Below are 21,932 nucleotides of genomic sequence, written 5' to 3' on the forward strand. Positions count from 1 at the left end.
ACACCGTTGCGGGTGCCCGTAACCTGCTCCAGCATGCGAACCCTCATCACTACGTGGCCGAGTGGGTGAACGTCTTGATGGCGTTCAGGTCCACCAGGGCGCCGTCGAGGCGGATGATGGCGCGGAACGACACCAGATCGTTCTGGAATGCGAACTCGTTGCTTCGCTCGAACCGAAGGCCGCCCGCGATCCGGACGAAGTAGCGGCTCCAGTCGCCGAACGCCACGGACTCGGCGTTGGCGCCCATCGCCGACACGAACGGGTCCACGTAGAACGGGTACGGCGAGCCGCTGATGTACTCGTTGCCGACCAGTTCACCCTGGGTCGTCTTCAGGTTCGCGATCGCCGTACGGGTCGCGTTGCGCAGGAGGAATGCCGTCGAAGGGGACTGCGTGTACGGCTCGGCGAGGCTGCCGACCAGGCTGTTCAGCAGATCCGTGCCCTGACCGCCCGTGGCCTGCGTACCGAACGAGGTCGCCGTACCGGTCGGGCCGGTCACACCCGCAGGGGCATCGGTCAGCGCGCCGCGCGGCTGTCCAGTTCCCGTGCCGGTCATCAGGTGCGCCCCGTACGCCTGGGCGAGCGATTCACCGGCCTGCCGCGCCAGGAACGACATGAGGTCGGTATTGCCATCCGCGGCGAGCTCGGTGGAAACCTGGAAGAACGTCGCGTACTTGTACGCCTTCAAGGTCACCGTCGCGAGAGTCGGATCCGACTCGGTGATGGTCGCGGCCTCGTTCGTGATCAGCGAGGTGCTGAACGCGGTGGACTTCGGCACCACCAGGTCCTCGCCGGTGGCGGTGTTGATCACCGTGGCGCCGGCCCGCATCACCGCGGATCCTTCCAGCAGGTGCATTACGATCCGGTCGTATGTCGACGTCGGCAGCGCCTGCGTTGGGGTCGTCTTCAGCAGGTCGCGAAACTCCATGCCCGGCTGCCACTGGCCGCTCCGGGTCGGCGCGATCTCGATCGGTGCCGGGTTCTTTGCCAGGATCGCCGAACGGAACGCGGCAGCGAGGTCGCGATCATCAGCCGACAGTACGCCGGACAGATCCCTGCCCGTAACGCTGCGGAAGCTGTCGTTGAGCTCGCGGCCACGCTTCTCGCCATCGCTGATGGCCTTGATCCGCTCGGCAACCTGCTCGGCCTCCGCATAGAGCGAATCGAACTCGGTCTGCTCGTTCAGCGAAAGGTCGCGGTTGTGGACGACGCCCTTCTGGGCGATCTCCTGAGCCTGCTTAATCAGGTCCACGCGCCGCTCTCGCAGCTGGTCGGCAATGGTTGCCATGTCACTCCTTCGGGGACTCTGCGCCTCAGATGCCGGCTCGTCCTCGATGGGGACCTGGATCAATTGGCCGTTGGCATTGATCACATCCCACTTCACGTCAGACTCCTCGGGGTGGACGCGGGACGCATAGATGCGTTCCATGGATGAAAGGGGGATGGCGGAATCCACCGCCACAACCCGGGGAGCGAATCCACGCTCCGAACCCGGGGCACTGCGTCACTCGGGGAGTCCACCCTGGTCACCCGAGGAATCCACCTCAGGGCCATCTTCCGTGACTTCTCCCAAGTTTACCGTAGGAAAGACCGCATCAAGCATCGACTCTTCCGCGCGGCGCAGATCGTCGCGCACATCGCACGCCAGCATGAGCACCTCGTGACACCGATCGCCCTGCGCGCCGGTCCACCGGCGATCCAGGTCCCACAACGCAGCGATGTCCGCTGTACGCCGTTCGGCGGTCAGCCCACGGAAGTACGCCACCAGCACGTCGTCCGGTTCGAACAGCATGTCTCGTACGTTCATCAGTCCTCCTCGATTCGTTGCTCTCATGGAAACCTCGACCATCTCCGGATGGGTAGCGAAACAGGAACAGGATTCCGGAATCGTTTGGACATCATCCCGATCCGCATCAGATCTAGGTGATGTTCGGATCAGATGCACCAGTGCCGGGGATGATCGCCGCGCCGTTCCCGGCAATGGCAGCCCGGCGGACACGGACACAGGTCGGGAGCAGGCTGCGGCAGCGGACCCACTGGCATCCGGGCACCCTTGCTCGCGTTGTGCGACCTACAGGTGCCGCGCAGGTTCGATCGCTCGTACGGGCTGCCTCCGGCCTGTAGCGGCACGATGTGGTCGACTTCGGTCGACGGACGCACGCAACCCGGCACCATGCACAACGGCTCGTCACGCAGCACCTGCGCACGGATCGCGCGCCACCTCTTGCCGTCGATCCGCTCCTGATTCGACCGGCAGTTGTCACACTTCGACCGCGGCCTGCCGCCGTTCCGCACGAACGGCGGCGTGAACGGCCTACCGCAGCCGCTACACATGGTCATCATGACCACCCACCGTTGCACTGTGACAGGAAAAACGTGGTAGAGAGATCGCTGTCTGGAGCTCGGGTGGATAGGCCAATTTAGAAAAAATCCACCCAATCAGACGTTTGATTTGGTAACTGACTAACGGATTGGGTGTCATCGCCCCTCCTCCTGGTTGCTCGGTGCCGGGATCCGCACACCTGCCGCTCGGTCGTACTGACCCACGGCGGCGGCGGCCGCCACGTCGGCGACGGATGGTGGCCTGGCGTGCGAGCTCCTGCTTCCATGCCTGCTGCTGTTCGTTCATGACGCCTCCTGTGCACGACAGCCGGGATGGCGGCCAGTTCGTGCGTACCAAGCGCCAGCAGGGATAACGCCACCGCAGATCGAGCAACCATCACTGGTGACGGGTTGAGGTTCGCCGTCCTCGCGCGCGCGGTCTGTGGTCCCGTTTACTACGGCCACCGACAACGGAGTTGGGTGAAGCGAAGCGGAGCGAGCGTCCTCTTGCATATAGACCTCTTGTGATCCTGTGGGGACGGGTTGAGATGCGCTAGTGACGGGTTGAGGTTCGTCCTGCTCGTGGCTCGTTGCCTTGTTCAACGTGTCTCCCGTGACGGGTTGAGACTGTGGCTCTGGTTCTCTCAAGGCTTCTCCCGTGACGGGTTGAGATGCCTTGGTCAGTTGCCACGTGGTCGCCACCGTCTTGCCGTTGCCGAGTCGGTGGCCGCGTTGCACTTGGACGAGGTGGCCTTGCTCGCGCGCCCACCTCGTTGCCCGCTCGACCGTTGACAGTCCGACCCCGGCGTCCTCGGCGAGGCGACGGGTTGAGGCGAATCCAGTACCGTCCTCACGCATCCGCAGTGCCAGGCAGAGCAGGACCACAAGCCGCGCGGTGGCAGGCTTGGCGTCACGGACGATGCGCATCCATACGAGCGGCTTCATCGCCGCTCCCTGAAGACGGCGCCCAGGTGGTCGGCCAGAGTGGCAAGATCGCTTACCTGGTCGGCTCGGATGATCCACTTGCGGCCGTACCGCCTCGCGTCGGGCACAGCCTCACGAACGATCTCGTCGATGTCCTTGCCGGTCACGGTGACGGTGCCGTACTTGGTGGCGAGACTGACCCAGATGATCGGCCGCGCGCTCATGAGACCTCCCGCAGGACAGCGGCGACGTCGTACTCGGCATTCGCTGGTGCGATGGTTCCAGCGGCGAGCAGGTTCGCGTGCCGGCGACAGGCGAGGATCTCAGCTTGAAGGGCGTTGTAGCGCTCCCAGAGCTCCTCACGGGTGGCTTGTCCGTGGAAGTCTCCGCGGCGAGGCAGAGCACGCTCCAGCGCCTCCGCACGGCGTTTCCAGTACAGCGCGGTTGCTTCGGTCAACGCGTCGAGAAGGACGCGCGACCTGAAGTGCTCAATGTATGGATCTGGCGAGGTACCGTAGACGCGTTGAGCTTCTTCGTGGCGGCTCTGCTTCGAGACCCCGGCCTGACCGCCGGGGTCTTCCCTTTGCTCAAGCTGCATCGGGACCGCCCGCCTCGCTGAGCTCAGCCTCGGCGGCTTCGGCAACCTCGGTCAGCTCGCGCGCCTTCCGGCGTGCGGCCTTGGCTTTCAGGGACATGCGCAGCATGTGGGCGCGCATCAGCTGATCGGCGCGACGTTCTACCTCGGCAGGGTCGAGAGTGCCGTCCGGGTCGACCTCGCGGATGAATTTGGCGCGCAGACCGGCGCGGGCGGGGATAGTCGCGGCTACGCGATCGGGCGTACGGCCCCAGCGTTCGGCGGCGGCGATCCGGGCAACGAGCGAACGTTCCTCGGGAGTTCGGGCAGGCAACGGACAGCCCTCCAGGGCCTGTCCGGGATGCCGTCCCCGGGGGTCCGCGCTACGCGGGAGCGTTCAGATTCAGCACTACTGTACCGCGAGCGGTTAGCACATCGGTGGTCGCCACGCTGCCGCTGCCGTGGTGGTGGCAGAACGCCGAGAGCGTCTCAGGGATCGCTGGATTGGACAGGGCCGGATGGGATAGCACCTGCACGTTCGGCAGGCGCATGCCGCGCCGGCGGTCGGTGGTGATCCACATCTTCACGCCACTTGGGGCGATCACCACGTCTCCGAGTCGCTCTCGGTGGGAACGGTTCTCAGCGGTACAGGATCCGCACCACGCGGTCAGCACTACCGTCCCGTATTCGGCCACGTGCGCCTTGACGCCGCTCGGTGGCGGCCAGGCACCGCTCATAGCCTGTCTCCCAATCGCATCCGCTTGAACGCTTCACGGGCGCGCTCGTCGGCCGCCGAGTTCCCATACCTCTCCAGCATCGCGTCGGACCGCCATCCGGCGAGCCGCTTCAAGTCGCGCTCCTGGCCACCGGCGAGCAACCAGCGGTGAGCGAATCCGTGCCGAAACTGATGTGCGTGGATCTCCTCGATACCGGCCTCACGAGCTCGCTTCTTCAGTGCGTATTCGACGCCGTCCGACGAGAGGCCGCCGCGAATCCCGAGCCAGAGGGCGTCCGTGGTGGCTGCCAGCCGGTGTTCACGCCGGGACCGTAGGTACCGATCTAGCGCCCGCCCCGTCTTGGCGCCGAACGGGACCGCCCGGTCGACGTCGCCTTTGCCGTGGACGTGGACCACGTCGTGATGCTTCAGGTCGACGTCGGTCATCTGGAGACCGGCGCACTCCGAGATCCGCAGTCCGCAGTCGAACAGGACCCGCAGGATCGCCTGGTCGCGGCGCTGAGTGAACTCCTTGCCTTCACAGGTACGCAGCAGCTTCGCCACATCGTCGTCGGAGATCAGCGGCACGGGCTTCGGCTTCACCGTTGCCGGTTCGATGCCGGCCATCGGGTCCTTGGTGAGTTCGTCCTCGGCGACCAGCCACCGGACGAATCGGTGCAGTCCCTTGTAGCGGATCTGCAAGGTAGCCGGTTCGCGTCCCAGGTCGGCCAGGTCGCCGAGCCACGTGGCGATCGCGTACTTGGTCATTGACTCGGCGGTCGGCGGACGATCGTGGTCGATCAGCCAGTCGCGGAACTGATTCACGGCCAGCATGTACTGCTTGATCGTCTTCGGGGACCGGTCCGCGGCCTTCAGGTCTCGCACCCAGGAGGCGGCGAGGTCGTCAAGCAGTTCAGCCATACAGCACCTCGTCGACCTCGTCCTCGGTCAGCAGGCGGATGCTTCCGCGGCGGTTGATCAGCTCGGCGGGGACGATCCACTCCCACGGCGGCAGACCTTCCTCGACGATCGCGAACTCGTCCAGGTCGAGATCATCCGGCAGTCGAACCTCCAGAACCTGATCTCCCTTCGCGCCGTCGTTCACGTTGGCGGGACGGTTCCCCAGGAAGACTCCGGTCGGCGTGTGGCCGACGAACATGTACGAGCCGGTGTTGTCACGGAAGCCCTCGCGCAGGATCGCCTCGGCGGCATCGGTGGTGTGGAAGAACTGGGTCATGGGACTAGGTTATCCCGTGAAAGTCCTTTATGCTATCCGCAATGGAGAGCCATGAGGCCGCGTTTCCGCAGGTCATGCAGCTAACGGGCGAGAGAACAGCACCGAACATCTGGCATGAGAACTATTGGTTCGCGCGCCATGACGCTGCCTATCGCTGGATTACGGCCAATCTGCCGATCGAGCCGGGTGGCCGGGTCCTCGACGCCGGCTGCGGCGAGGGGTACGGCGCGGAGTTGCTCCGGCGGGCCGGGGCGAGCTCCGTGACCGGACTCGACTATGAAGATACGACCTTGCGGCACGTCCGCCGCGTTTATCCACAGGTCAATGTCGCCAAAGGCAATCTGGTGCAGACGCCGTTCGCCGATCGGGCCTTCACGACCGTGACCTCGATGCAGACGATCGAGCACCTGTGGGAGCAGCCGCGGTTCGTCGCGGAATGCGCGCGGATCCTCGCGCCACAAGGCACCTTGGTCCTCAGTACGCCGAACCGCCTGACCTTCCCGAGCGGCAACTGGTACCACACGCGCGAGCTGACCGCCGCCGAGTTCGTCGAGCTGCTCGAGCCGCACTTCGAGATCACGCAGGCGCTCGGGCTGCACCACGGCGTACGGCTCACGTCGTGGGAGACGCGGTACGGCTCCTGCGTGGACGCGCAGCTCGCCGCGCCGCACGAGCAGTGGGACGACGAACTGGCAGGGCTCGTGCGGAGGACGACGTACGAGGACTTCGAGATCCGTCCAGGCGACCTGGACGGATCTCTCGATCTGATCCTCGTCGCTACGGCCGGATGATCTTCTCGACGATCTTGCCGGCGATCAGGTAGACCAGCGCCGCGATCCCCCAGTTCACCAGCAGGGAGTTCTTCGCGGTCTGCAGCCGGAACAGGTCCTTGAACGGTCCCACCAGGTCGTGCCCGCGCTCCAGGATCCAGCGCACGATCTCGTTGCTCTGGTTGGTCTGGTCGAGCGCGGTGAACAGCGCGCCCAGCGCCAGTACGGCGGCCGCGAGCACCGCGATCAGCCAGATCAGCGAGGCGATCAGGTTCCGCAGCTTGCGGACGCCGGAGCCGACCGAGGTCAGTGCCTGCTTGCCCTTGCCGGAACCCGCCGCCGCGCTCTTCGACGCCGGCGGTTTGTTGCCCGAGGCACCCGACGGCTTGGCCGGCGGCTTCGCTGCCGCGGTCGCACCGGTGGCCGCGGGTTTCTCCGCGTCACCGCCGGCGGCGGCCGTACCGGCTGCGGCATCCTCCGAGCCCGCCGCAGCCGCCGGCGCGTCGCCTGCCGAGGCTGACGAAGCCGCCGAAGCCGCGGCGCTCTCCCGGGCCCGCTGCTCGGCCACGATCTCGGCGGCCGTCTTCGGCCGTACGGTCTTCGTCGCCGTCGTACCGCCCGCGCTGCTCGCCGCGGCGCCCGCGTCGGTCCCCGGCGTCGAGCCCGCCTTGGCGGCTTCGGCGGCCGCCTCCGCCTTGTCGTCCTGCGTACCCACGTCGTCCATCTCCTCAGCCGGGGTCCGTTCCTCGTCCGTGGCAGCCGGCGCTCTCCTCCGCCGGCTGACCGGGACCGGGCGCGGCGACAACCGGCGGCGGGCGCCGGCGACCGGCGCCGTACCACCGTCCGCCGATCCGTCGCTCACGCCGTCAACTGTCTGCACGTCCGAATCCACGCTCACGCCCATGTCTGTTTCGTTCGTTTCAAGCACTGGTTCCAACGTAGCGCCGGCGACCGCCATCTCGGCCACGATCGGCACCGGGTCGACCGCACGCGTGCGCGCCTGCGTGATCGAGCCGTCGGCCGCGGCCTGGTCCAGCGGCGACCGGGCGGCCTGTTCGGCAGCCTCGGCCTGGTCAGCCACGCTACTTCTCCTCTCCGATGCGCATCCGGTCCATGTCGTCACGGGCGTCCGACCGGACGTGGGGGCCATAGTGCCCGACTGGTGAGTAACTTGAGAACCCCTCGGGGCTCTCTTTTTCACCACCTGCTTCTACCTCATCACCGACCGCATCGCCCGGCGCCACGCTCGCGGGCTTCTGCACCGGCGGCATCCCGGCCTGCAACCGGGCCGCCGTCCGGTCGTTCGCGTCGGCCAGACCGGCCAGGTACTTGCGCCGCTCGGCGTCGGCGGCGTACCGGGTCCGCCGGTCCGCGAGCACCTTCGCCGGTACGCCGGCCGCCACGGCGTACGCCGGGATGTTGCCGCGGGCAACGCTGTTGGCGCCGATCACCACCCCGCGGCCGATGTCGGTGCCTCGGGTGACCGTGACCTTGGTGGCCAGCCAGCAGTCCGGCCCGATCCGCACCGGCGACTTCACCAGCCCCTGGTCCTTGATCGGCAGGTCGAGGTCGTCGGTCTTGTGGTCGAAGTCGCAGATGTACGTCCAGTCCGCGATCAGCGTCGACGCGCCGATCTCCACGTCCAGGTAGCAGTTCACCGTGACGTCGCGGGCGAACACCACCTTGTCGCCGATCCGCAGCGTGCCCTCGTGCGCGCGCAGCCGGGTCTCGTCACCGAGGTGCACCCAGCGACCCAGCACGATCCGGCCGTGACCGGGCCGCGCCACGATCTCCAGGTGCTTGCCGAGGAACACGAATCCCTCGGTGATCACCTGCGGGTGGCGCAGCTTGAACCAGGCGAACCGCCAGTACCGCTTCAGGTAGTACGGCGACCACGCCCGATGGCGCACCACCCAGCGCAGATTCGCCACGGACAGCAACCGCATCGACACACCCTACTGCTTGCCGGCTACCCCGGTGATCGAGACGTTGTAGTACAGCTCGTCCGGGACGACGGAGGACAGCGCCTGGTCGACCTTGGACAGCTGCAGCCACGACTTGTACGCGAACATCCTCCACCCGAAACCGAGCTTCTGCTCCGGTACGGCGGCCTCGAACGTGCGGATCGGCCACCCGACCCACGCGGCCAGCAGCTCCTCCGTCACGGTCTTCACGTCCACGGCACCGGCCCGCCCGGCCATCCGCGCGAGGGTGTCCGGGTCGAACGTGTGCAGGTCCACGACCGCTTCCAGGGCGGCCGCGCGGGACGACTCGTCGAGTTCCTCCTGCGGACGCCGCCAATGCGCGAGGGCCGGGAGCTTCGTGACGTTCGTGGTCGCCCACCAGGTGAAGCGGGACAGCCGCCGGGCCACGAAGTCGCCGTACCGCGTGGGCTCTCCGCAGATCACGAAGCGGCCGCCGGGCTTGAGGACGCGGAGCATCTCGCGGAACGCCAGCTCGACGTCCGGGATGTGGTGGATGACGGCGTGGCCGATGACCAGGTCGAACGTGTTGTCGTCGTACGGGAGCTGCTCGGCGTCGGCGACCTTGCCCTCGATCGCGAACCCGAGGGTCTTCGCGTTCTTCTTCGCGGCCTCGACCATGCCCGGCGAGAGGTCCGTGACGTGCGCCTCGTCGAGAACTCCGGCCAGCTTGAGGTTCAGCGTGAAGAAGCCGGTGCCGGCGCCGATCTCGAGGGTCTTGCCGTACGGCCAGCCGCGGTCGCCGGCCACCGCGGTGAAGCGGTCACGGGCGTAGTCGACGCAGCGTTCGTCGTACGAGATCGACCACTTCTCGTCGTACGTCGAGGCTTCCCAGTCGTGGTAGAGGACCTGGGCCAGCTTGTTGTCGTTCCAGGCGGCCTCGACGTCTTCGGCGGAGGCGGCGGGTTTGGAGGTTGCGGACATCACTTTCCCTTGAATTCGGCCTTGCCCGGGCCGTTCTCGACGAAGGACTTCATCCCGATCGTGCGGTCCTCGGTGGCGAACAGTGCGGCGAACTGCTGACGCTCGATCTCCAGGCCGGTGGACAGCTCCACGCCGAGGCCGGAGTCGATCGCCTCCTTGGCGGCACGGAGGGCCATCGCGGCGCCGTTCGCGAACTGCAACGCCCAGGCGACGGCTTCGGTGTAGACGGCGGCGGCCGGGACGACCTTGTCGACCAGGCCGATCTGGAGGGACTCGGCGGCGTCGACGAAGCGGCCGGTGTAGATCAGGTCCTTCGCCTTGGACGGGCCGATCAGGCGGGACAGCCGCTGGGTGCCGCCGGCGCCCGGGATGATGCCGAGCAGGATCTCCGGCTGGCCGAGCTTGGCGTCGTCGGCGGCGATCCGGTAGTCGGTGCAGAGCGCGAGCTCACAGCCGCCGCCGAGCGCGTAGCCGGTGATCGCGGCGACGGTCGGCTTCGGGATCGCGGCGACCGCGGTGAGGGCGGACTGGAGCGGGCCGGAGCGCTTCACCATGTCGGCGTACGACATGTCGGCCATTTCCTTGATGTCGGCGCCGGCGGCGAAGACGCGTTCGCCGCCGTAGACGACGACGGCCCGTACGTCGTCGTTCGCGGTGGCCGCTTCCGCGGCGGCGCGGATCTCCTCCTGGACCTGGACGTTCAGCGCATTCATCTTCGGCCGGTCCAGCCGGATCGTACCGACGCCCTCACTCACGGTGAGATTCACGAACTCGCCCATGCCTGAAGCTCCTTCGCTCTGGCCTACCCACGGGTCACATCTCCGGGAACGGTACCGGATGCGGACGCCCACCACTCACCAAACCCCGGGTGAACGGGCCGGACGGCCGCCGCTGAGCGTGCGCGACGGCCGTCCGGTCGGGTTGGTGGGTGTTTACACGTCCACCGCTTGCCCCGACGCTGCGGAGCGGCGGGCGGCGTCGACGATCTTGAGGGTGCGGAGGCCCACGGCGCCGTCGGGCTGGGGGACCACTGCCGGTGGGGTGCCGGGGGTGGCGGGGCCGGTGGTGCGGACGGCGTCGAGGAAGGTGTCCAGGAGGGACTCGTCCAGGTTGCCGCCGATCGGGAGGAAGACCTCGCCCGCGGGGTCCGTCCCGCCGACGTGCGGTACGAACGGTTCGATCTCGACCGAGCCGTTGGTGCCGGTCACCTGCAGGGACACGCCGCCCCAGGTCGCGCCGTTGTCCGGGACGCTCCACGAGCAGTCGATCGTTGCCAGCAGCCCGTTGTCGTAGTTGATCGTGACCAGTCCACCGGTCTCGACCTCGACGTTCTTGTCCTGGTGCAGGATCCGGTTCGCGGCGGCGTACACGCGGGTCGCGGACGCGCCGCCGGTCAGCCCGTCGATCAGGTCCGCGCAGTGCACGGTGTGGTCGACGAGCGCTCCCCCGCCGGCCTGCTCCGCGTCGGTGAACCACTGGCGCGCGTCGTACGGGATCTTCCCGTTGTTCGTGCCCAGTACGGCGAACACGTCGCCGAGCCGGCCCGCTTCGACGTTCGCCCGCAGCTGCAGGTACGCCGGCGCGAACCGGACCGGGTACGCGATCATCAGGATCGTCCCGGCCGCCTCGCACGCGGCGAGCATCGCCTCGCCGTCCACGACCTGCGTCGCCAGCGGCTTCTCGCACAGTACGTGCGCACCGACCGCCGCGGCCCGCTCCACCAGCTCGCGATGACCCGCGTTCTCCGACGTCACCACCACCGCGTCCGGGCCCCACGCGAACAGCTCGTCGTACGTGTCGACGTACGGAACGCCGAACAGCTTCGCCAGCTCCGCCCCGCGCGGACCCGCGTCCGGCGCGGACGCACCGTCGGGATCGGCGGACAGCACCTCGACGTCCGGCATCGCCGCGAGCAGCTGCGCGTACGACCCCGCGTGCACGTGCGCGAACGACGCGATCGCAACCTTCAAGCTCATGCCACTGCTCCCGTCGAGACGAAGGTCTGCATGTCGATCGGCTGACCCGACTCCATCGACGCGCGCGCCGCCTCGGCCAGGTAGACCGCGGTCGCGCCGTCGGGGGCAAGCACCCGCGGCTCCGGCCCGCCGCGCAGGCCGATCGCCAGCTCGCGCAGCTGCGTCAGGTACGGGCTCTCGCCCAGCGCCGACGGGATCAGCAGGTCGCCGCCCGCGGAGTCGGTCAGCTCGTCCTTGTACCCGGTGTCGGCGTCGGACTTGAACTTCAGCACGCCCTTCGCGCCCGCCACCTGGAAGCCGGTCTGGAACGTCGTACCGGTCGCGCCCCAGGTCGCGCGGCAGTGGCTGATCGCGCCGTTCTCGTGCGTCAGCGTCACGTGCGCCGCGACGTTCACCGGGCTGATGCCGTCGACGGTCGGCGGGTTCTGGACGGCGTACACGGACTTGACCTCGCCGCAGAGCCAGCGGGCCTGGTCGAGGTCGTGCACCATCAGGTCCATGATCACGCCGCCCGACCGGGCCACCTCGCGGTACCAGCCCGCGCCGGCCGGCGACGACGCCTGCCGGTAGAACCGCGCGACCGCGACGTCACCGATCCGCCCGGCCTGGATCGCGTCGTACGCCGCCTTGTAGGCCGGGAAGTACCGCACCACGTGCGCCGGGTACAGCTGTACGCCGGCCGCCTCCGCGGCGTCGATCACCTCGTGCGAATCGGCCGCGGTGAGCGTCAGCGGCTTCTCGCAGATCACGTTCTTGCCCGCCTTGATCGCGGCCAGCGTGATCTCCTTGTGGGTCGCCGACGGTGTGACGATGTCGACGAACTCGGCCTCGGCCAGCACCGCCTCCAGCGACGGCACGACCTCCAGCCCGTACTGCTCGGCCAGCGCTTCGGCCCCCTCGAGCGAATACACCAGTACCCGTGCGCCGACGGCCTTCCAGGACGCGGCATGGACGTGCGAGATGTTGCCCGCGCCGATCAGACCTACGGTCAGACCGGCCAACTCTTCCGACATGTGTTCCCCTGAGTGCAGAGGTGGGTAAATTACGAACGATCCTTGCGTATCACTGCGCACAGACGTTCGCAACTACCGTCTCACGAACACAACCACCTCACTATCGTGAACTTCGGTCGACCTGTGCAGAATGACCCGGTGAAAGAAGCGACCGCCGCCCCGAGCGCTCCAGGCCTGTCCGTCGAGACCGGCCTGCGTCCGGGCGCAGTGGTCCAGACCGATGGGACGACGTTCACGCTCTGGGCGCCGGCGGCCGAGCGGGTCGAGCTTGCGCTGATCGGGGACGACGGTGGGCAGCGGAACCTGGACCTGGCCCACACGGGCGAGTTCTGGACCGGGTTCGTGCCGGGCGTCGGGGCCGGTCAGCGGTACGGATACCGGGTGCACGGGCCGTTCGATCCGTCGCACGGGTTGCGGTTCGATCCGTCGAAGCTGGTGCTGGATCCGTACGCGCGGGCCGTCGACGGGGAGCTCGACCACGGGAGCCCGTTGATCTACGACTCGTCCGACGGCGACTCCGCCGGGCATGTGCCGGTCGGGGTGGTGGTCGCGGACTCGGCTCCGCCGCCGCCGATCAGCAGGCCGGTGCACTGGGGCGAGACCGTCATCTACGAGCTGCACACGAAGGGCTTCACGAAGCTGCACCCCGACGTACCCGAGCAGCAGCGCGGGACGTACGCCGGGCTCGCGCACCCGTCGGTGATCAAGTATCTGACCGAGCTCGGTGTCACGTCGGTGGAGCTGTTGCCGATCCACCACTTCCTCACCGAGCCGGCGATCGCGGCGCGGGGCCTGCCGAACTACTGGGGTTACAACACGCTCGGCTTCTTCGCCCCGCACGCGCCGTACTCGTCGTCGGGGTCGCGCGGCGAGCAGGTGACCGAGTTCAAGGCGATGGTCGCCGCGTTCCACGCCGCGGGCATCGAGGTGATCCTGGACGTGGTCTACAACCACACGGCCGAGGGCGGCTTCGACGGGCCAACGTTGAGCTTCCGCGGGATCGACAACCGCGCGTACTACCGGCTCAGCCACGGCGCCGCGATGTACGACGTGACCGGTACCGGCAACTCCGTCGACACCTCGCACCCGCAGGTACGGCGGCTCGTGATGGACTCGCTGCGCTACTGGGTCGAGGAGATGGGCGTCGACGGGTTCCGGTTCGACCTGGCCGTGACGCTGGTCCGCAACGAGCGGCACGAGGTCGACATCCCGGACCACCCGTTCCTCGCCGAGGTCGCGGCCGACCCGGTGCTCGGCCGGGTGAAGCTGATCGCCGAGCCGTGGGACGTCGGCCCGTTCGGCTATCAGGTCGGCAACTTCGGTACGCCGTGGTCGGAGTGGAACGGCAAGTTCCGCGACAGCGTCCGCGACGTCTGGCGGAACACCTCCGACGGCGTGAAGGACCTCGCGTACCGGCTGTCGGGGTCCAGCGACCTGTACGGCGACGACGGCCGGTACCCGTACGCCTCGATCAACTTCGTCACCGCCCACGACGGGTTCACGCTCCGCGACCTGGTCAGCTACGACCACAAGCACAACGAGGCGAACCACGAAGACAACCGGGACGGCACCGACGACAACCGGTCCTGGAACTGCGGCGTCGAGGGCGAGACCGCCGACGCCGCAGTGATCGGGCTGCGCAAGCAGCAGATGGCGAACCTGATGTCCACACTGATCCTCTCGACCGGCGTACCGATGATCACCGCCGGGGACGAGTGCGGGCGGACGCAGGACGGCAACAACAACGCGTACTGCCAGGACACCGAGCTCTCCTGGTTCGACTGGTCGTTGCCGGCCACCTGGTCCGACCACCTCGACCTGACGAAGAAACTCATCCGGCTCCGGGCCGCGCACCCCGCGCTGCGGCAGTGGCACTACTTCTCCGGGCAGCCCGTCGTACCGGGCGGCCGGAAGGACCTGTCGTGGATCGCGCCGCACGGCGGCGAGATGACCGACGCGGACTGGTTCGACGGGAACCTGCGGACGATCGGGATGTTCCTGCGCGGCGATGCGCTGCGGGCCACCGACGCGGAGGGCAACGCGCTCACCGACAGTTCGTTCCTGCTCGCGCTGAACGCGACGCCCGAGACCCGGAACGTCGTCGTACCGGATGCCTCCTGGGCGCCTGCGTACGAGGTGGTGCTGGACACCAGCAAGAGCATGGTGACCGAGGTGGAGGCCGGTGCGACCGTGCCGCTCGCACCGCGTTGCCTGGTGCTGCTCCGCGCTCTCTGAGGTTGTTAACCTTCCGCCTGTACATTCGACGGTCATCTGTTGTTCACCTCTGGGGGGACCGACGTTGACCACACCGATCGGGGCGCTGCACCGCGCCATCATGCGCTGGGGCGAGGCCGAGCGGACCAGTTCCCGGCTGGCTGTCCAGCGTTGGGTGGACGGCGTGGCGTACGTCGACGTCCAGGCGCGGACGTACGCGGACTACTGGACCCGGCAGAACACCAACGCACTCACCGCCGACGGCCCGTTGTGGGTTGTACTGGGCGACTCGACCGCACAAGGCCTGGGAGCATCCTCACCACTGCACGGGTACGTCGGACAGGTACTGAACGCCCTTCGCCGTAAGGGAACGCCCTGGCGCGTGCTGAACCTGTCACGGTCCGGTGCACAGACAAAGCACGTGCTGGAGGACCAGTTGCCGTTGCTGGACGGCCTGAAGCCGGCACTCGTCACCTGCGGGATCGGCAACAACGACATCCTCGCCACGCCGCCGAAGCGGTTCCGGGACCACCTGCGCCAGGTGATCGACCGGCTGCCGTCCTCCTCGGTCGTGATGGACCTGACCGTTCCTGACCGGCTCTGGCGGATCGGCGGCGCCGTCAGCCCGTACGTGTCAGGCATCAACCAGCTGATCAGCAACACAGCCACGTCCCGCGGGCTGCCCGTTGCCGAGGTGTCCCGGTACGCACGCCCGCCGTGGCGCGGCATGCTCGCCCCTGACGCGTTCCACCCGAACAACCTCGGCTACCGGCGCCACGCCGACGCCCTGCTGGCCGCACTCCCGTCCGGCGTACTCAGCTCGTAAGAAGCTCCTCCAGCCGGTCCAGCGTCTTCTTACTCTCCTGCCGGACACCGAGCGGCACGATCCGCGCCCTGCCCGGAACACGGATCCCACCGGTGAGCGCGACGCGCGTACCGCCGCCGGGCTCAGGTGCGGCCGCCATGCCGATGATCAGGAAGCGGCTCTGCAGCCAGCACCACCCGGGCCGGAGCTGACCTTCCAACCGAGCACGTTGCCCTCTGGCGCCTCTCGCCCGTACGACGACGTGGTCGCCGTCCCGCCGCTCGATCGTCGCCGACACGAAGTCCGCCTGGATCTCCGCGAAGACGTCGAGATCGTTCAGCATCGCCTTCACTCGGCCGGGTTCTTGAGGCAGTACGCGTTCGGTGACGGCAGCACCCGGTACGCCGGCCGCGAGCGCGCGGAACCGCTCGACGTCGGTGAGCTCGATCTGGGGCCAGTTCATGATCTCCACGCCTTCCGGAAGCTCGCGCGCGCTCGGTGCAGCCGCGACTTCGCCGTACCCGCCGGCAGGTCGAGCACCGCGGCCGCCGCCAGTTCGTCCATTCCTTCGAGATCCCGCAGTACCAGGACCGCACGGTGCTCCGGCGACAGCCGGCGCAGCACGTCCTGTACGTCGACCACCAGCTGCGGGTCGTCGCGGTCGGGTAGCTCCGTCAGCTCGGCCGGCTGCTGGCGCCGGCCGCGACGCGCGACCCGGACCGCCTCACGGACCGCGATCGCGCGCGCCCAGCCGTACAGCGCGGCCGGGTTCTGCAGGCCGTGCAGCCCGCGGAAGATCGCGATCAGCGCCTCCTGCGCGGCGTCCGGCCCGTCGTTCAGCGCGATCGGCGCACAGATCTTCCCGACGTACGGCGTCAGCGCGTCGAGGACGTCGTTCATCGCGACGGTGTCGCCGCGCTGGGCCGCGCGGATCCGGTGCGGGTCGATCATCCGAGGAAGGCTGCCATCAGCGGAGTGACCTGGTCGGGGCAGTCGACGGTGAGGGCGTGGCCGCAGTTCGCGAGCACGTGGACGGTTGCGTTCGGCAACAGTTTGGCGAAGCGGCCGGCCTGGGCGACCGGCAGGACGGTGTCGTGGTCGCCCCACAGGACGAGCGCGGGTTGCCGGGTGGACGGGAGCGCCTTCTCGGTGACGCTCCAGTCGAGGCCGCGCTCGAGTGCGTACATGGATCGCACGTTGTCACGATACGTTCCGGGGATCCACATCGCGTCGACCAGCTGCGGTGTGACCAGGTTCTTGTGGACGAACAGGCCGCGGACGGCGGACTCGACCATGCTGCGGTTCGCCGCGAGCTTGCCGAGAACCTCGCCGACGAGCGGGAGCTTGAGGATCTCCCAGCTCGCGACGTCGGGTTGGTCCAGGCCGGACGGGGCGAGCAGCAGCAGCTTGCTGACCTGCTCGGGATGCCGCTGCGCGTAGGCGAGCGCCCAGCCGCCACTCCAGGAGTTGCCGCCGAGTACGACGTTCTGCAGGTGCAGCGCGTTGAGGAACTGCTCGAGGGCGTTGGTCATTCCGTTGAGATCAAACGCGAAGCCCTTGTCGTGCAGCCGGGTCTCCCCCTGGCCTGGCAGGTCCACGGCGTACACGGTGTGATTCTTCGCGAGTACAGCCATCTCCTGATCCCAAGCGAGCGCAGGAGACGCTCCCGGCGCCAGCAGCACGACAGGCGATCCTGTCCCCTGCTGCAGGTAGTGGACCCGCGCCAACGGCGTCTCCACATACCTCCCAGCCTCAACCGGGTGAGGCCGTTCGCTGGGCTGGTACACGTAGGCAACCAACGCCAACACCGTCACCACAGCAACTGGGACTGCGACGACAGCCGCCTTCACCCACCGGATTCGAAGCATCCTCATGTCAGCCACACACAGGGCGACGCAAGCGGGCGTGTAGAGCAGCAGGTTCAACCAGTAGAACGCAGTACTGCTGTAACTGAAGGCCCAGGCCACGCCGAGCGAGGCACGGACGGCCAGGCCTGCGGTGAGGCCGGTGACGACCAGCCTGGCGACCGGGGACCGGTCGGACCTGAGCACCGCGAAGGCCAGCAGCAGGTGCAGTGCTGCGAGAGGCAGCACCACCTGCGGAGCGAACGAGACTTGGATGCCGAGCACAGCCCGGGAAAGGGAGCCCTCGTCGGACGCGGGCCAGGTCGCGCCCGTCGCCCAATAGATGTGCAACGCCGCCAGCACGGTATGCACGCCCGCGACGATTCTTCGAGACTGCATCCCGAACCCTCCTCAAGTTGTGGATGACAACTCGGAAGAGGAGTGGTTCGGCCGGGACGTTCCCCGGGGTGACCTAGATCTCAGGCCTCGGGATCCGCGGGGGCGTCGGCGAGCAGCAGGTAGAGCGAGCGGCGGGCGTCGGCCAGGATCTTGGCGGCCGCCGTACGCTGGTCCTCCGAGCCGCTGCGCGCGACCTGCCGGGTCGCCGAGTGCAGTTCCTCGAGCAGGCCTCGCAGGTCCGCCCCCGGTGCGGCGCCCGCGAACGCGGCGAACGGGTCGGCGTTGCGGCCCTCGACGTACTCACGTCCGGCGTCGGTGAGGGTGACGAGCTTGCGGCCGGCTTCCGCGGTCACGGTGACCAGGCCCTCGTCCTCCAGTTGGTTGATGGTCGGGTAGATCGCGCCGGGGCTGGGGGTCCAGCGCCCGTCGCTGCGGTCGGCGATGGCCTGCATCAGCTGGTAGCCGTGCATCGGCTCCTCGGTGAGCAGCATCAGGACGGCCGTACGGACATCACCGCGCGGAGCCCGGCCGCGGCCACGACCCGGGCCACCTCCAGGCCCGCGGCCACCACGGCCACGGTGCATCGGCATGCCTTCTCCCATCCGCGGTCCACCGCGACGGGGATGACGGTGGCCGCGCCCGCGGCCACGCAGTTCGTTGGGGGTGTTCATGGTTTCCTCCTCGATATTCTTCATGACACTAACGATATATCGTTACCGTCATACACGCAAGGCCCTCCCCGAAACTCGGTTGCGGCCCACGCCACAGGTGCCGACCGTGAGGAGATGAGCACGTTCGAGGAACTGATGAGCGAAGTGATGTCGACGGCCGAACGGTTCGGTCACCGCGAGCACGTCCGCCTGACCTGGTTCGCCGTACGGCGCTACGGAACGACCGATGCCGTCGACCTGATCGGCGAGGGCATCCAGCGGACCGCCCGGTACGCCGGAGTGCCGCAGAAGTACAACGCGACCGTGAGCAGGGCGTGGGTCGAGTTGACGGCGTACCACATGGGTGAGGTGCCGGGTGAGAGTTTCGACGAGCTGGTCGGGCGGAATCCGGGGCTGCTGGACAAACGGCTGCTGACGCACTTCTACCACTCGCGCACGTTGGCGTCCCCGGATGCGCGCACGGGATGGGTGGAACCCGACGTACGGCCGTTCCCCAAGTTCAAGGACGCGTGAAGTTCAGCCGCTGAGGGGTGTGGATACCGGTGCAGACCTGATACGTTCACGCGTCGCCCGGCCCACCTGGGAGTGCCGGGGGCTTCAGAAGGGACTGCAGTTGTGAGGCTGTTCAACACCAAGAAGAAGAAGCTCGTCGCCGCGTCGATCGCGGCGGTCGGTGTCATCGGGGCGGGTGCGATCGCCGCGAACGCCGCGGGTGGAACCGGGTGCGCGACTCTCACCTACCCGCTCTGCGCGCGCTCGGTCTCGTCGGTGCAGATCGTGGACAACTCGGTGGCCGAGGTGGACCTGGCCCCGGCCGTCAAGGACAAGCTCAACAAGGTGGGCACCGGCGAGGCCGGCCCGGCCGGACCCGAGGGTCCCGCGGGCGCAGCTGGTGCGACCGGCAAGGACGGCGTCTCGGGCCTCTCGGTGGACGGCCCGCAGAAGACCGTGCCGAAGGGCTACAGCACCGTGACGCTGACCTGCGCCGACGGCAAGAAGGCGATCGGCGGCGGCCTCAAGTGGGACACCGGCAGCACCACGGCCGCTGACGTGTTCCTGAACGGCTCCTACCCGAGCGACATCACCGAAGCCAACGGCGTCTCGACGGCCGCCTCCTGGACGGTCGCGCTGACCAACAACGACCCCAAGGGCGCGATCACGGTCCAGCCGTTCGTCACCTGCGTGACGGCCAGCTGAGCCAGCTCGCCACGGACCCCCGGCCGGATCGGCCGGGGGTTTACTCTGCCCCAAGGGCAGGGGGTTTGATAGGCCCGTGCTGACGATCAGTGAGTTCGGGCGCCGCGCAGGCCTTTCGTTGAAGGCCTTGCGGCTGTACGACGTGTCCGGCCTGCTGGCGCCGGCCGAGGTCGATCCGGCCAACGGCTACCGGCGGTACGACGAGGCGCAGCTCGAGCGGGCGCGCCGGATCAGCGTGCTGCGGCAGCTGGACATGCCGCTGACCACGATCGCCGAAGTCCTCGCCGGCTCCGACGAGGCCGCGATGATCCGGCTCGACCGCTGGTGGGCCGCCGAGGAGGCGACCACCGCCGCCCGGCGGGCGACCTTCCAGTACCTGCGCGACCGGCTCGCCCGCTCCGGTACGCCGGGACTCGCCCCGCGCCCGGTGCACACCCGCGGCGTACCGGCGACCAAGATCGCGAGCATCCGCGCGGACACCGACCAGCAGCAGCTGATCGGGGTGATCGTGACGTGCACCGACGAGATCCTCACCTACCTGCGGGCCGCCGGAGCGGACGCGACGGTCGGGTCGTGGGTGATCTACCACGGCGCGGTCACGCCCGAGGGCGAGGCGACGGTCGAGGTGTGCGTCCCGTTCGACGGGCTCGTCGATCCGGCCGGGCGGATCGGGATCCGGGTCGAGCCCGCGCATCGCGAGGCGTACTGCACGATCACGATGGACGAGTGCGCGTACCCGCGGATCATGCTCGCGTACGACCTCGTCTACGACCACGTCCGCGCGCACGGCCTCCCCGAGGCCGGTCCGCCGCGCGAGGTGTACCTCCCCGACTGCCACCTGCTCCCCCGCGACCAGCCGGCGGTCGATATCGCACTCCCCATTCTCGCTCAGCCTGTACTCGAAAGGACTCTCTGATGGACTACGCGATCCAGAGCCGGTTCAGCGACCCCGGCGTACACGCAGGCCTGTTCGACGCGCTCCCCGACGACATTCCCGGCATCGCCGCGGTCGTGCGCAACCTGGTGATCCACTACCGCGGCGGTGGCATCGAGTTCACCGGCGAACGGCTCGCGGAGATCGACAACCGGTGGGTGTCCGCGATCCTCGACGTCGACCAGAAGCGCAACGGTACGCCGCTCGCGGCGCCGCGGGAGCCGGTCGACAAGGTGGTCGGATGCTGCCGCGACTTCACGCTGTTGTTCGTGTCGGTACTGCGGCACAAGGGGATCCCGGCGCGCAGCCGGGTCGGATTCGCGGACTACTTTGCCCAGGGTTTCAACCACGATCATGTGGTCGCGGAGTACTGGAACGGTGAGCGCTGGGTGATGATCGACGCGCAGCTCGACCCGACCGAAGGCCGTCCGTTCGACGTGCAGGACATGCCGAGCGGACCGTTTCGGTCAGCCGCCGAGGTCTGGCTGGGTGTCCGCGCCGGCGACCTCGACCCGGACCTCTTCGGCGTCGACCCGGGGATGCCGATCGGCGGTGCGTGGTTCGTGCGGAACTATGTGCACTACCAACTCGCACATCTGAACGGCGACGAGCTGCTGCTGTGGGACAACTGGGGCAGCATGTCGGACACGCTCGACGGTGCGGACCTGGAGGGTACCGATCGGATCGCTCGGCTGATGGTTGCCGCTGACAACGGAGACGAGGCGGCGGCGAAGGAGGCCGGCGAGCTCTACCGGACCGATCCGGCGCTGACGTTCACGGGTCGCGCGTTCGTCACGTCGCCGGCGTCGGGTGGGGTGTTCAGTTGGCAGGATCTCAGTCGCTGAAGCCGGTGCGGAGCCGGTCGAAGAGCAGTTCCACGCGGGTGCGGTGGTCGTCGACGACGTCGTCCGGCGATTCCCCCGCCAGCTGCCGGCGGGCCGTCTCCACCAGAACCGTCGTATAACCACTCACGTAGAACGCTACGAGCAGCTCGGCATCAGGGACATCGGCCAGTTCTCCGGTGAGGGTTTGCCGGAGGTCGTCGGCGATCTCGCGGGCGCGGGCGATCAGCGCGGGGGACGCCGCGACCGTCGCGAAGAACGGGACCGAGCTGTCCTTCAGGCCGGACAGCGCGTGCCGCTCGTCGACCAGGCGGAGCGTCGCCGTGCGGAGGGACGCCAGTACGTCGCCGTCGGCGCGGGCCGCCGTACGCAGCAGCTCGGCCGCGTCGTCGGCGCGGTCGAGCAGCAGGTCCTCCTTGCGCGGGAAGTGCTTGAAGACCGTCACGCTCGACACCCCCGCCTCCCGTGCGACCTCCGCGACCGTGACCGCGTCGAACCCGCGCTCCAGGAACAACTGGGTGGCGATCTGCGAGATCCGCGCACGGGTCTGCGGTCCGCCGCGGGCTGCGGTTCTGGGCATCTGTGACCT

At 68.2% G+C, this 21,932-nt stretch carries 26 protein-coding genes; 7 read left to right on the top strand and 19 right to left on the bottom strand.

Annotated elements, in window-relative coordinates:
* Nucleotides 1-49: 49 nt before the first annotated feature.
* From ACFV9C_RS23295 to ACFV9C_RS23330, 8 genes are all read right to left on the bottom strand, one after another.
* Entirely contained in the window at nucleotides 50-1,288 is a 1,239-nt protein-coding gene (locus ACFV9C_RS23295; protein WP_380196598.1) for a phage major capsid protein, read from the bottom strand.
* Between the two features lie 216 nt (nucleotides 1,289-1,504).
* Nucleotides 1,505-1,807, bottom strand: coding sequence for a hypothetical protein (locus tag ACFV9C_RS23300; protein ID WP_380196600.1), 303 nt, complete (start codon nucleotides 1,805-1,807; stop codon nucleotides 1,505-1,507).
* Between the two features lie 1,456 nt (nucleotides 1,808-3,263).
* On the bottom strand, nucleotides 3,264-3,470 hold the full coding sequence (locus tag ACFV9C_RS23305) for a hypothetical protein (RefSeq protein ID WP_380196602.1): 207 nt from the start codon (nucleotides 3,468-3,470) through the stop codon (nucleotides 3,264-3,266).
* Entirely contained in the window at nucleotides 3,467-3,844 is a 378-nt protein-coding gene (locus ACFV9C_RS23310; RefSeq protein WP_380196604.1) for a hypothetical protein, read from the bottom strand. Before ACFV9C_RS23310 ends, ACFV9C_RS23305 begins: the two co-directional genes overlap by 4 nt.
* The gene (locus tag ACFV9C_RS23315) at nucleotides 3,834-4,154 is read right to left on the bottom strand and encodes a hypothetical protein (protein WP_380196606.1); all 321 of its coding nucleotides are present in this window, start codon (nucleotides 4,152-4,154) and stop codon (nucleotides 3,834-3,836) included. The genes ACFV9C_RS23310 and ACFV9C_RS23315 overlap by 11 nt, the downstream gene beginning before the upstream one ends.
* 49 nt (nucleotides 4,155-4,203) lie before the next feature.
* Nucleotides 4,204-4,557, bottom strand: coding sequence for a hypothetical protein (locus ACFV9C_RS23320; protein ID WP_380196607.1), 354 nt, complete (start codon nucleotides 4,555-4,557; stop codon nucleotides 4,204-4,206).
* Nucleotides 4,554-5,456, bottom strand: a complete 903-nt coding sequence (locus ACFV9C_RS23325; RefSeq protein WP_380196609.1) for a tyrosine-type recombinase/integrase — start codon at nucleotides 5,454-5,456, stop codon at nucleotides 4,554-4,556. Before ACFV9C_RS23325 ends, ACFV9C_RS23320 begins: the two co-directional genes overlap by 4 nt.
* Nucleotides 5,449-5,772 carry a hypothetical protein gene (locus tag ACFV9C_RS23330; RefSeq protein ID WP_380196610.1) on the bottom strand — a complete coding sequence of 108 codons (324 nt, stop codon included), beginning with the start codon at nucleotides 5,770-5,772 and terminating at the stop codon, nucleotides 5,449-5,451. Before ACFV9C_RS23330 ends, ACFV9C_RS23325 begins: the two co-directional genes overlap by 8 nt.
* 41 nt (nucleotides 5,773-5,813) lie before the next feature.
* Between ACFV9C_RS23330 and ACFV9C_RS23335 the strand changes: the two genes are divergently transcribed.
* Nucleotides 5,814-6,563 carry a class I SAM-dependent methyltransferase gene (locus tag ACFV9C_RS23335; protein WP_380196612.1) on the top strand — a complete coding sequence of 250 codons (750 nt, stop codon included), beginning with the start codon at nucleotides 5,814-5,816 and terminating at the stop codon, nucleotides 6,561-6,563.
* On the opposite strand, the gene ACFV9C_RS23340 is transcribed toward ACFV9C_RS23335, so the two are convergent.
* The 6 genes from ACFV9C_RS23340 to ACFV9C_RS23365 form a co-directional block, all read right to left on the bottom strand.
* Nucleotides 6,550-7,623, bottom strand: a complete 1,074-nt coding sequence (locus tag ACFV9C_RS23340) for a hypothetical protein (RefSeq protein ID WP_380196614.1) — start codon at nucleotides 7,621-7,623, stop codon at nucleotides 6,550-6,552. The two genes, ACFV9C_RS23335 and ACFV9C_RS23340, sit on opposite strands and share 14 nt — an antisense overlap.
* Nucleotide 7,624: 1 nt before the next feature.
* Nucleotides 7,625-8,488, bottom strand: coding sequence for an acyltransferase (locus tag ACFV9C_RS23345; protein WP_380196615.1), 864 nt, complete (start codon nucleotides 8,486-8,488; stop codon nucleotides 7,625-7,627).
* 9 nt (nucleotides 8,489-8,497) lie between these two features.
* Complete coding sequence (locus ACFV9C_RS23350; RefSeq protein WP_380196617.1) at nucleotides 8,498-9,448, bottom strand: class I SAM-dependent methyltransferase; 951 nt, start codon at nucleotides 9,446-9,448, stop codon at nucleotides 8,498-8,500.
* On the bottom strand, nucleotides 9,448-10,227 hold the full coding sequence (locus tag ACFV9C_RS23355) for an enoyl-CoA hydratase/isomerase family protein (RefSeq protein ID WP_380196619.1): 780 nt from the start codon (nucleotides 10,225-10,227) through the stop codon (nucleotides 9,448-9,450). Before ACFV9C_RS23355 ends, ACFV9C_RS23350 begins: the two co-directional genes overlap by 1 nt.
* 153 nt (nucleotides 10,228-10,380) lie before the next feature.
* Nucleotides 10,381-11,424 (bottom strand): Gfo/Idh/MocA family protein, encoded by a 1,044-nt coding sequence (locus ACFV9C_RS23360; RefSeq protein ID WP_380196621.1) that lies wholly within the window; start codon nucleotides 11,422-11,424, stop codon nucleotides 10,381-10,383.
* Nucleotides 11,421-12,437, bottom strand: coding sequence for a Gfo/Idh/MocA family protein (locus ACFV9C_RS23365; RefSeq protein ID WP_380196622.1), 1,017 nt, complete (start codon nucleotides 12,435-12,437; stop codon nucleotides 11,421-11,423). Before ACFV9C_RS23365 ends, ACFV9C_RS23360 begins: the two co-directional genes overlap by 4 nt.
* Before the next feature lie 174 nt (nucleotides 12,438-12,611).
* On the opposite strand from ACFV9C_RS23365, the gene glgX reads away from it, so the two are divergent.
* Nucleotides 12,612-14,672, top strand: coding sequence for a glycogen debranching protein GlgX (glgX, locus tag ACFV9C_RS23370; protein ID WP_380196960.1), 2,061 nt, complete (start codon nucleotides 12,612-12,614; stop codon nucleotides 14,670-14,672).
* A 64-nt stretch (nucleotides 14,673-14,736) separates the two neighbouring features.
* Complete coding sequence (locus tag ACFV9C_RS23375; protein ID WP_380196624.1) at nucleotides 14,737-15,477, top strand: SGNH/GDSL hydrolase family protein; 741 nt, start codon at nucleotides 14,737-14,739, stop codon at nucleotides 15,475-15,477.
* Here the strand turns inward: ACFV9C_RS23375 and ACFV9C_RS23380 are convergent.
* From ACFV9C_RS23380 to ACFV9C_RS23395, 4 genes are all read right to left on the bottom strand, one after another.
* Nucleotides 15,467-15,919 (bottom strand): hypothetical protein, encoded by a 453-nt coding sequence (locus ACFV9C_RS23380; protein ID WP_380196626.1) that lies wholly within the window; start codon nucleotides 15,917-15,919, stop codon nucleotides 15,467-15,469. The genes ACFV9C_RS23375 and ACFV9C_RS23380 overlap by 11 nt on opposite strands.
* Nucleotides 15,916-16,407: an RNA polymerase sigma factor gene (locus ACFV9C_RS23385; protein WP_380196628.1), complete on the bottom strand. Its 492-nt coding sequence runs from the start codon at nucleotides 16,405-16,407 to the stop codon at nucleotides 15,916-15,918. The genes ACFV9C_RS23380 and ACFV9C_RS23385 overlap by 4 nt, the downstream gene beginning before the upstream one ends.
* Complete coding sequence (locus ACFV9C_RS23390) at nucleotides 16,404-17,699, bottom strand: alpha/beta fold hydrolase (protein WP_380196630.1); 1,296 nt, start codon at nucleotides 17,697-17,699, stop codon at nucleotides 16,404-16,406. The genes ACFV9C_RS23385 and ACFV9C_RS23390 overlap by 4 nt, the downstream gene beginning before the upstream one ends.
* A gap of 80 nt (nucleotides 17,700-17,779) precedes the next feature.
* Nucleotides 17,780-18,394, bottom strand: coding sequence for a PadR family transcriptional regulator (locus ACFV9C_RS23395; RefSeq protein ID WP_380196632.1), 615 nt, complete (start codon nucleotides 18,392-18,394; stop codon nucleotides 17,780-17,782).
* Between the two features lie 90 nt (nucleotides 18,395-18,484).
* Here ACFV9C_RS23395 and ACFV9C_RS23400 point away from each other — a divergent pair, with 90 nt between their 5' ends.
* The 4 genes from ACFV9C_RS23400 to ACFV9C_RS23415 all read left to right on the top strand — a co-directional run bounded on the left by ACFV9C_RS23400 (nucleotide 18,485) and on the right by ACFV9C_RS23415 (nucleotide 21,346).
* Nucleotides 18,485-18,883 carry a hypothetical protein gene (locus tag ACFV9C_RS23400; RefSeq protein ID WP_380196635.1) on the top strand — a complete coding sequence of 133 codons (399 nt, stop codon included), beginning with the start codon at nucleotides 18,485-18,487 and terminating at the stop codon, nucleotides 18,881-18,883.
* A gap of 102 nt (nucleotides 18,884-18,985) precedes the next feature.
* Nucleotides 18,986-19,567: a hypothetical protein gene (locus ACFV9C_RS23405; RefSeq protein WP_380196637.1), complete on the top strand. Its 582-nt coding sequence runs from the start codon at nucleotides 18,986-18,988 to the stop codon at nucleotides 19,565-19,567.
* Between the two features lie 76 nt (nucleotides 19,568-19,643).
* Complete coding sequence (locus ACFV9C_RS23410) at nucleotides 19,644-20,483, top strand: MerR family transcriptional regulator (RefSeq protein ID WP_380196639.1); 840 nt, start codon at nucleotides 19,644-19,646, stop codon at nucleotides 20,481-20,483.
* The gene (locus tag ACFV9C_RS23415; protein ID WP_380196641.1) at nucleotides 20,483-21,346 is read left to right on the top strand and encodes a transglutaminase domain-containing protein; all 864 of its coding nucleotides are present in this window, start codon (nucleotides 20,483-20,485) and stop codon (nucleotides 21,344-21,346) included. The genes ACFV9C_RS23410 and ACFV9C_RS23415 overlap by 1 nt, the downstream gene beginning before the upstream one ends.
* Here ACFV9C_RS23415 and ACFV9C_RS23420 read toward each other — a convergent pair.
* The gene (locus ACFV9C_RS23420; RefSeq protein WP_380196642.1) at nucleotides 21,336-21,923 is read right to left on the bottom strand and encodes a TetR/AcrR family transcriptional regulator; all 588 of its coding nucleotides are present in this window, start codon (nucleotides 21,921-21,923) and stop codon (nucleotides 21,336-21,338) included. The two genes, ACFV9C_RS23415 and ACFV9C_RS23420, sit on opposite strands and share 11 nt — an antisense overlap.
* Between the last annotated feature and the right edge of the window lie 9 nt (nucleotides 21,924-21,932).

The sequence above is a fragment of the Kribbella sp. NPDC059898 genome (assembly GCF_042730855.1).
Lineage (GTDB): Bacteria > Actinomycetota > Actinomycetes > Propionibacteriales > Kribbellaceae > Kribbella.

Excerpts from the sequence above, each read along its gene's own strand:
- ACFV9C_RS23295 (WP_380196598.1), bottom strand. The coding sequence starts at position 1,288 with ATGGCAACCATTGCCGACCAGCTGCGAGAGCGGCGCGTGGACCTGATT.
- ACFV9C_RS23300 (WP_380196600.1), bottom strand. The coding sequence starts at position 1,807 with ATGAACGTACGAGACATGCTGTTCGAACCGGACGACGTGCTGGTGGCG.
- ACFV9C_RS23305 (WP_380196602.1), bottom strand. The coding sequence starts at position 3,470 with ATGAGCGCGCGGCCGATCATCTGGGTCAGTCTCGCCACCAAGTACGGC.
- ACFV9C_RS23310 (WP_380196604.1), bottom strand. The coding sequence starts at position 3,844 with ATGCAGCTTGAGCAAAGGGAAGACCCCGGCGGTCAGGCCGGGGTCTCG.
- ACFV9C_RS23320 (WP_380196607.1), bottom strand. The coding sequence starts at position 4,557 with ATGAGCGGTGCCTGGCCGCCACCGAGCGGCGTCAAGGCGCACGTGGCC.
- ACFV9C_RS23325 (WP_380196609.1), bottom strand. The coding sequence starts at position 5,456 with ATGGCTGAACTGCTTGACGACCTCGCCGCCTCCTGGGTGCGAGACCTG.
- ACFV9C_RS23330 (WP_380196610.1), bottom strand. The coding sequence starts at position 5,772 with ATGACCCAGTTCTTCCACACCACCGATGCCGCCGAGGCGATCCTGCGC.
- ACFV9C_RS23335 (WP_380196612.1), top strand. The coding sequence starts at position 5,814 with ATGGAGAGCCATGAGGCCGCGTTTCCGCAGGTCATGCAGCTAACGGGC.
- ACFV9C_RS23345 (WP_380196615.1), bottom strand. The coding sequence starts at position 8,488 with ATGCGGTTGCTGTCCGTGGCGAATCTGCGCTGGGTGGTGCGCCATCGG.
- ACFV9C_RS23350 (WP_380196617.1), bottom strand. The coding sequence starts at position 9,448 with ATGTCCGCAACCTCCAAACCCGCCGCCTCCGCCGAAGACGTCGAGGCC.
- ACFV9C_RS23355 (WP_380196619.1), bottom strand. The coding sequence starts at position 10,227 with ATGGGCGAGTTCGTGAATCTCACCGTGAGTGAGGGCGTCGGTACGATC.
- ACFV9C_RS23360 (WP_380196621.1), bottom strand. The coding sequence starts at position 11,424 with ATGAGCTTGAAGGTTGCGATCGCGTCGTTCGCGCACGTGCACGCGGGG.
- ACFV9C_RS23365 (WP_380196622.1), bottom strand. The coding sequence starts at position 12,437 with ATGTCGGAAGAGTTGGCCGGTCTGACCGTAGGTCTGATCGGCGCGGGC.
- ACFV9C_RS23380 (WP_380196626.1), bottom strand. The coding sequence starts at position 15,919 with ATGAACTGGCCCCAGATCGAGCTCACCGACGTCGAGCGGTTCCGCGCG.
- ACFV9C_RS23385 (WP_380196628.1), bottom strand. The coding sequence starts at position 16,407 with ATGATCGACCCGCACCGGATCCGCGCGGCCCAGCGCGGCGACACCGTC.
- ACFV9C_RS23390 (WP_380196630.1), bottom strand. The coding sequence starts at position 17,699 with ATGCAGTCTCGAAGAATCGTCGCGGGCGTGCATACCGTGCTGGCGGCG.
- ACFV9C_RS23395 (WP_380196632.1), bottom strand. The coding sequence starts at position 18,394 with ATGAAGAATATCGAGGAGGAAACCATGAACACCCCCAACGAACTGCGT.
- ACFV9C_RS23400 (WP_380196635.1), top strand. The coding sequence starts at position 18,485 with ATGAGCACGTTCGAGGAACTGATGAGCGAAGTGATGTCGACGGCCGAA.
- ACFV9C_RS23415 (WP_380196641.1), top strand. The coding sequence starts at position 20,483 with ATGGACTACGCGATCCAGAGCCGGTTCAGCGACCCCGGCGTACACGCA.
- ACFV9C_RS23420 (WP_380196642.1), bottom strand. The coding sequence starts at position 21,923 with ATGCCCAGAACCGCAGCCCGCGGCGGACCGCAGACCCGTGCGCGGATC.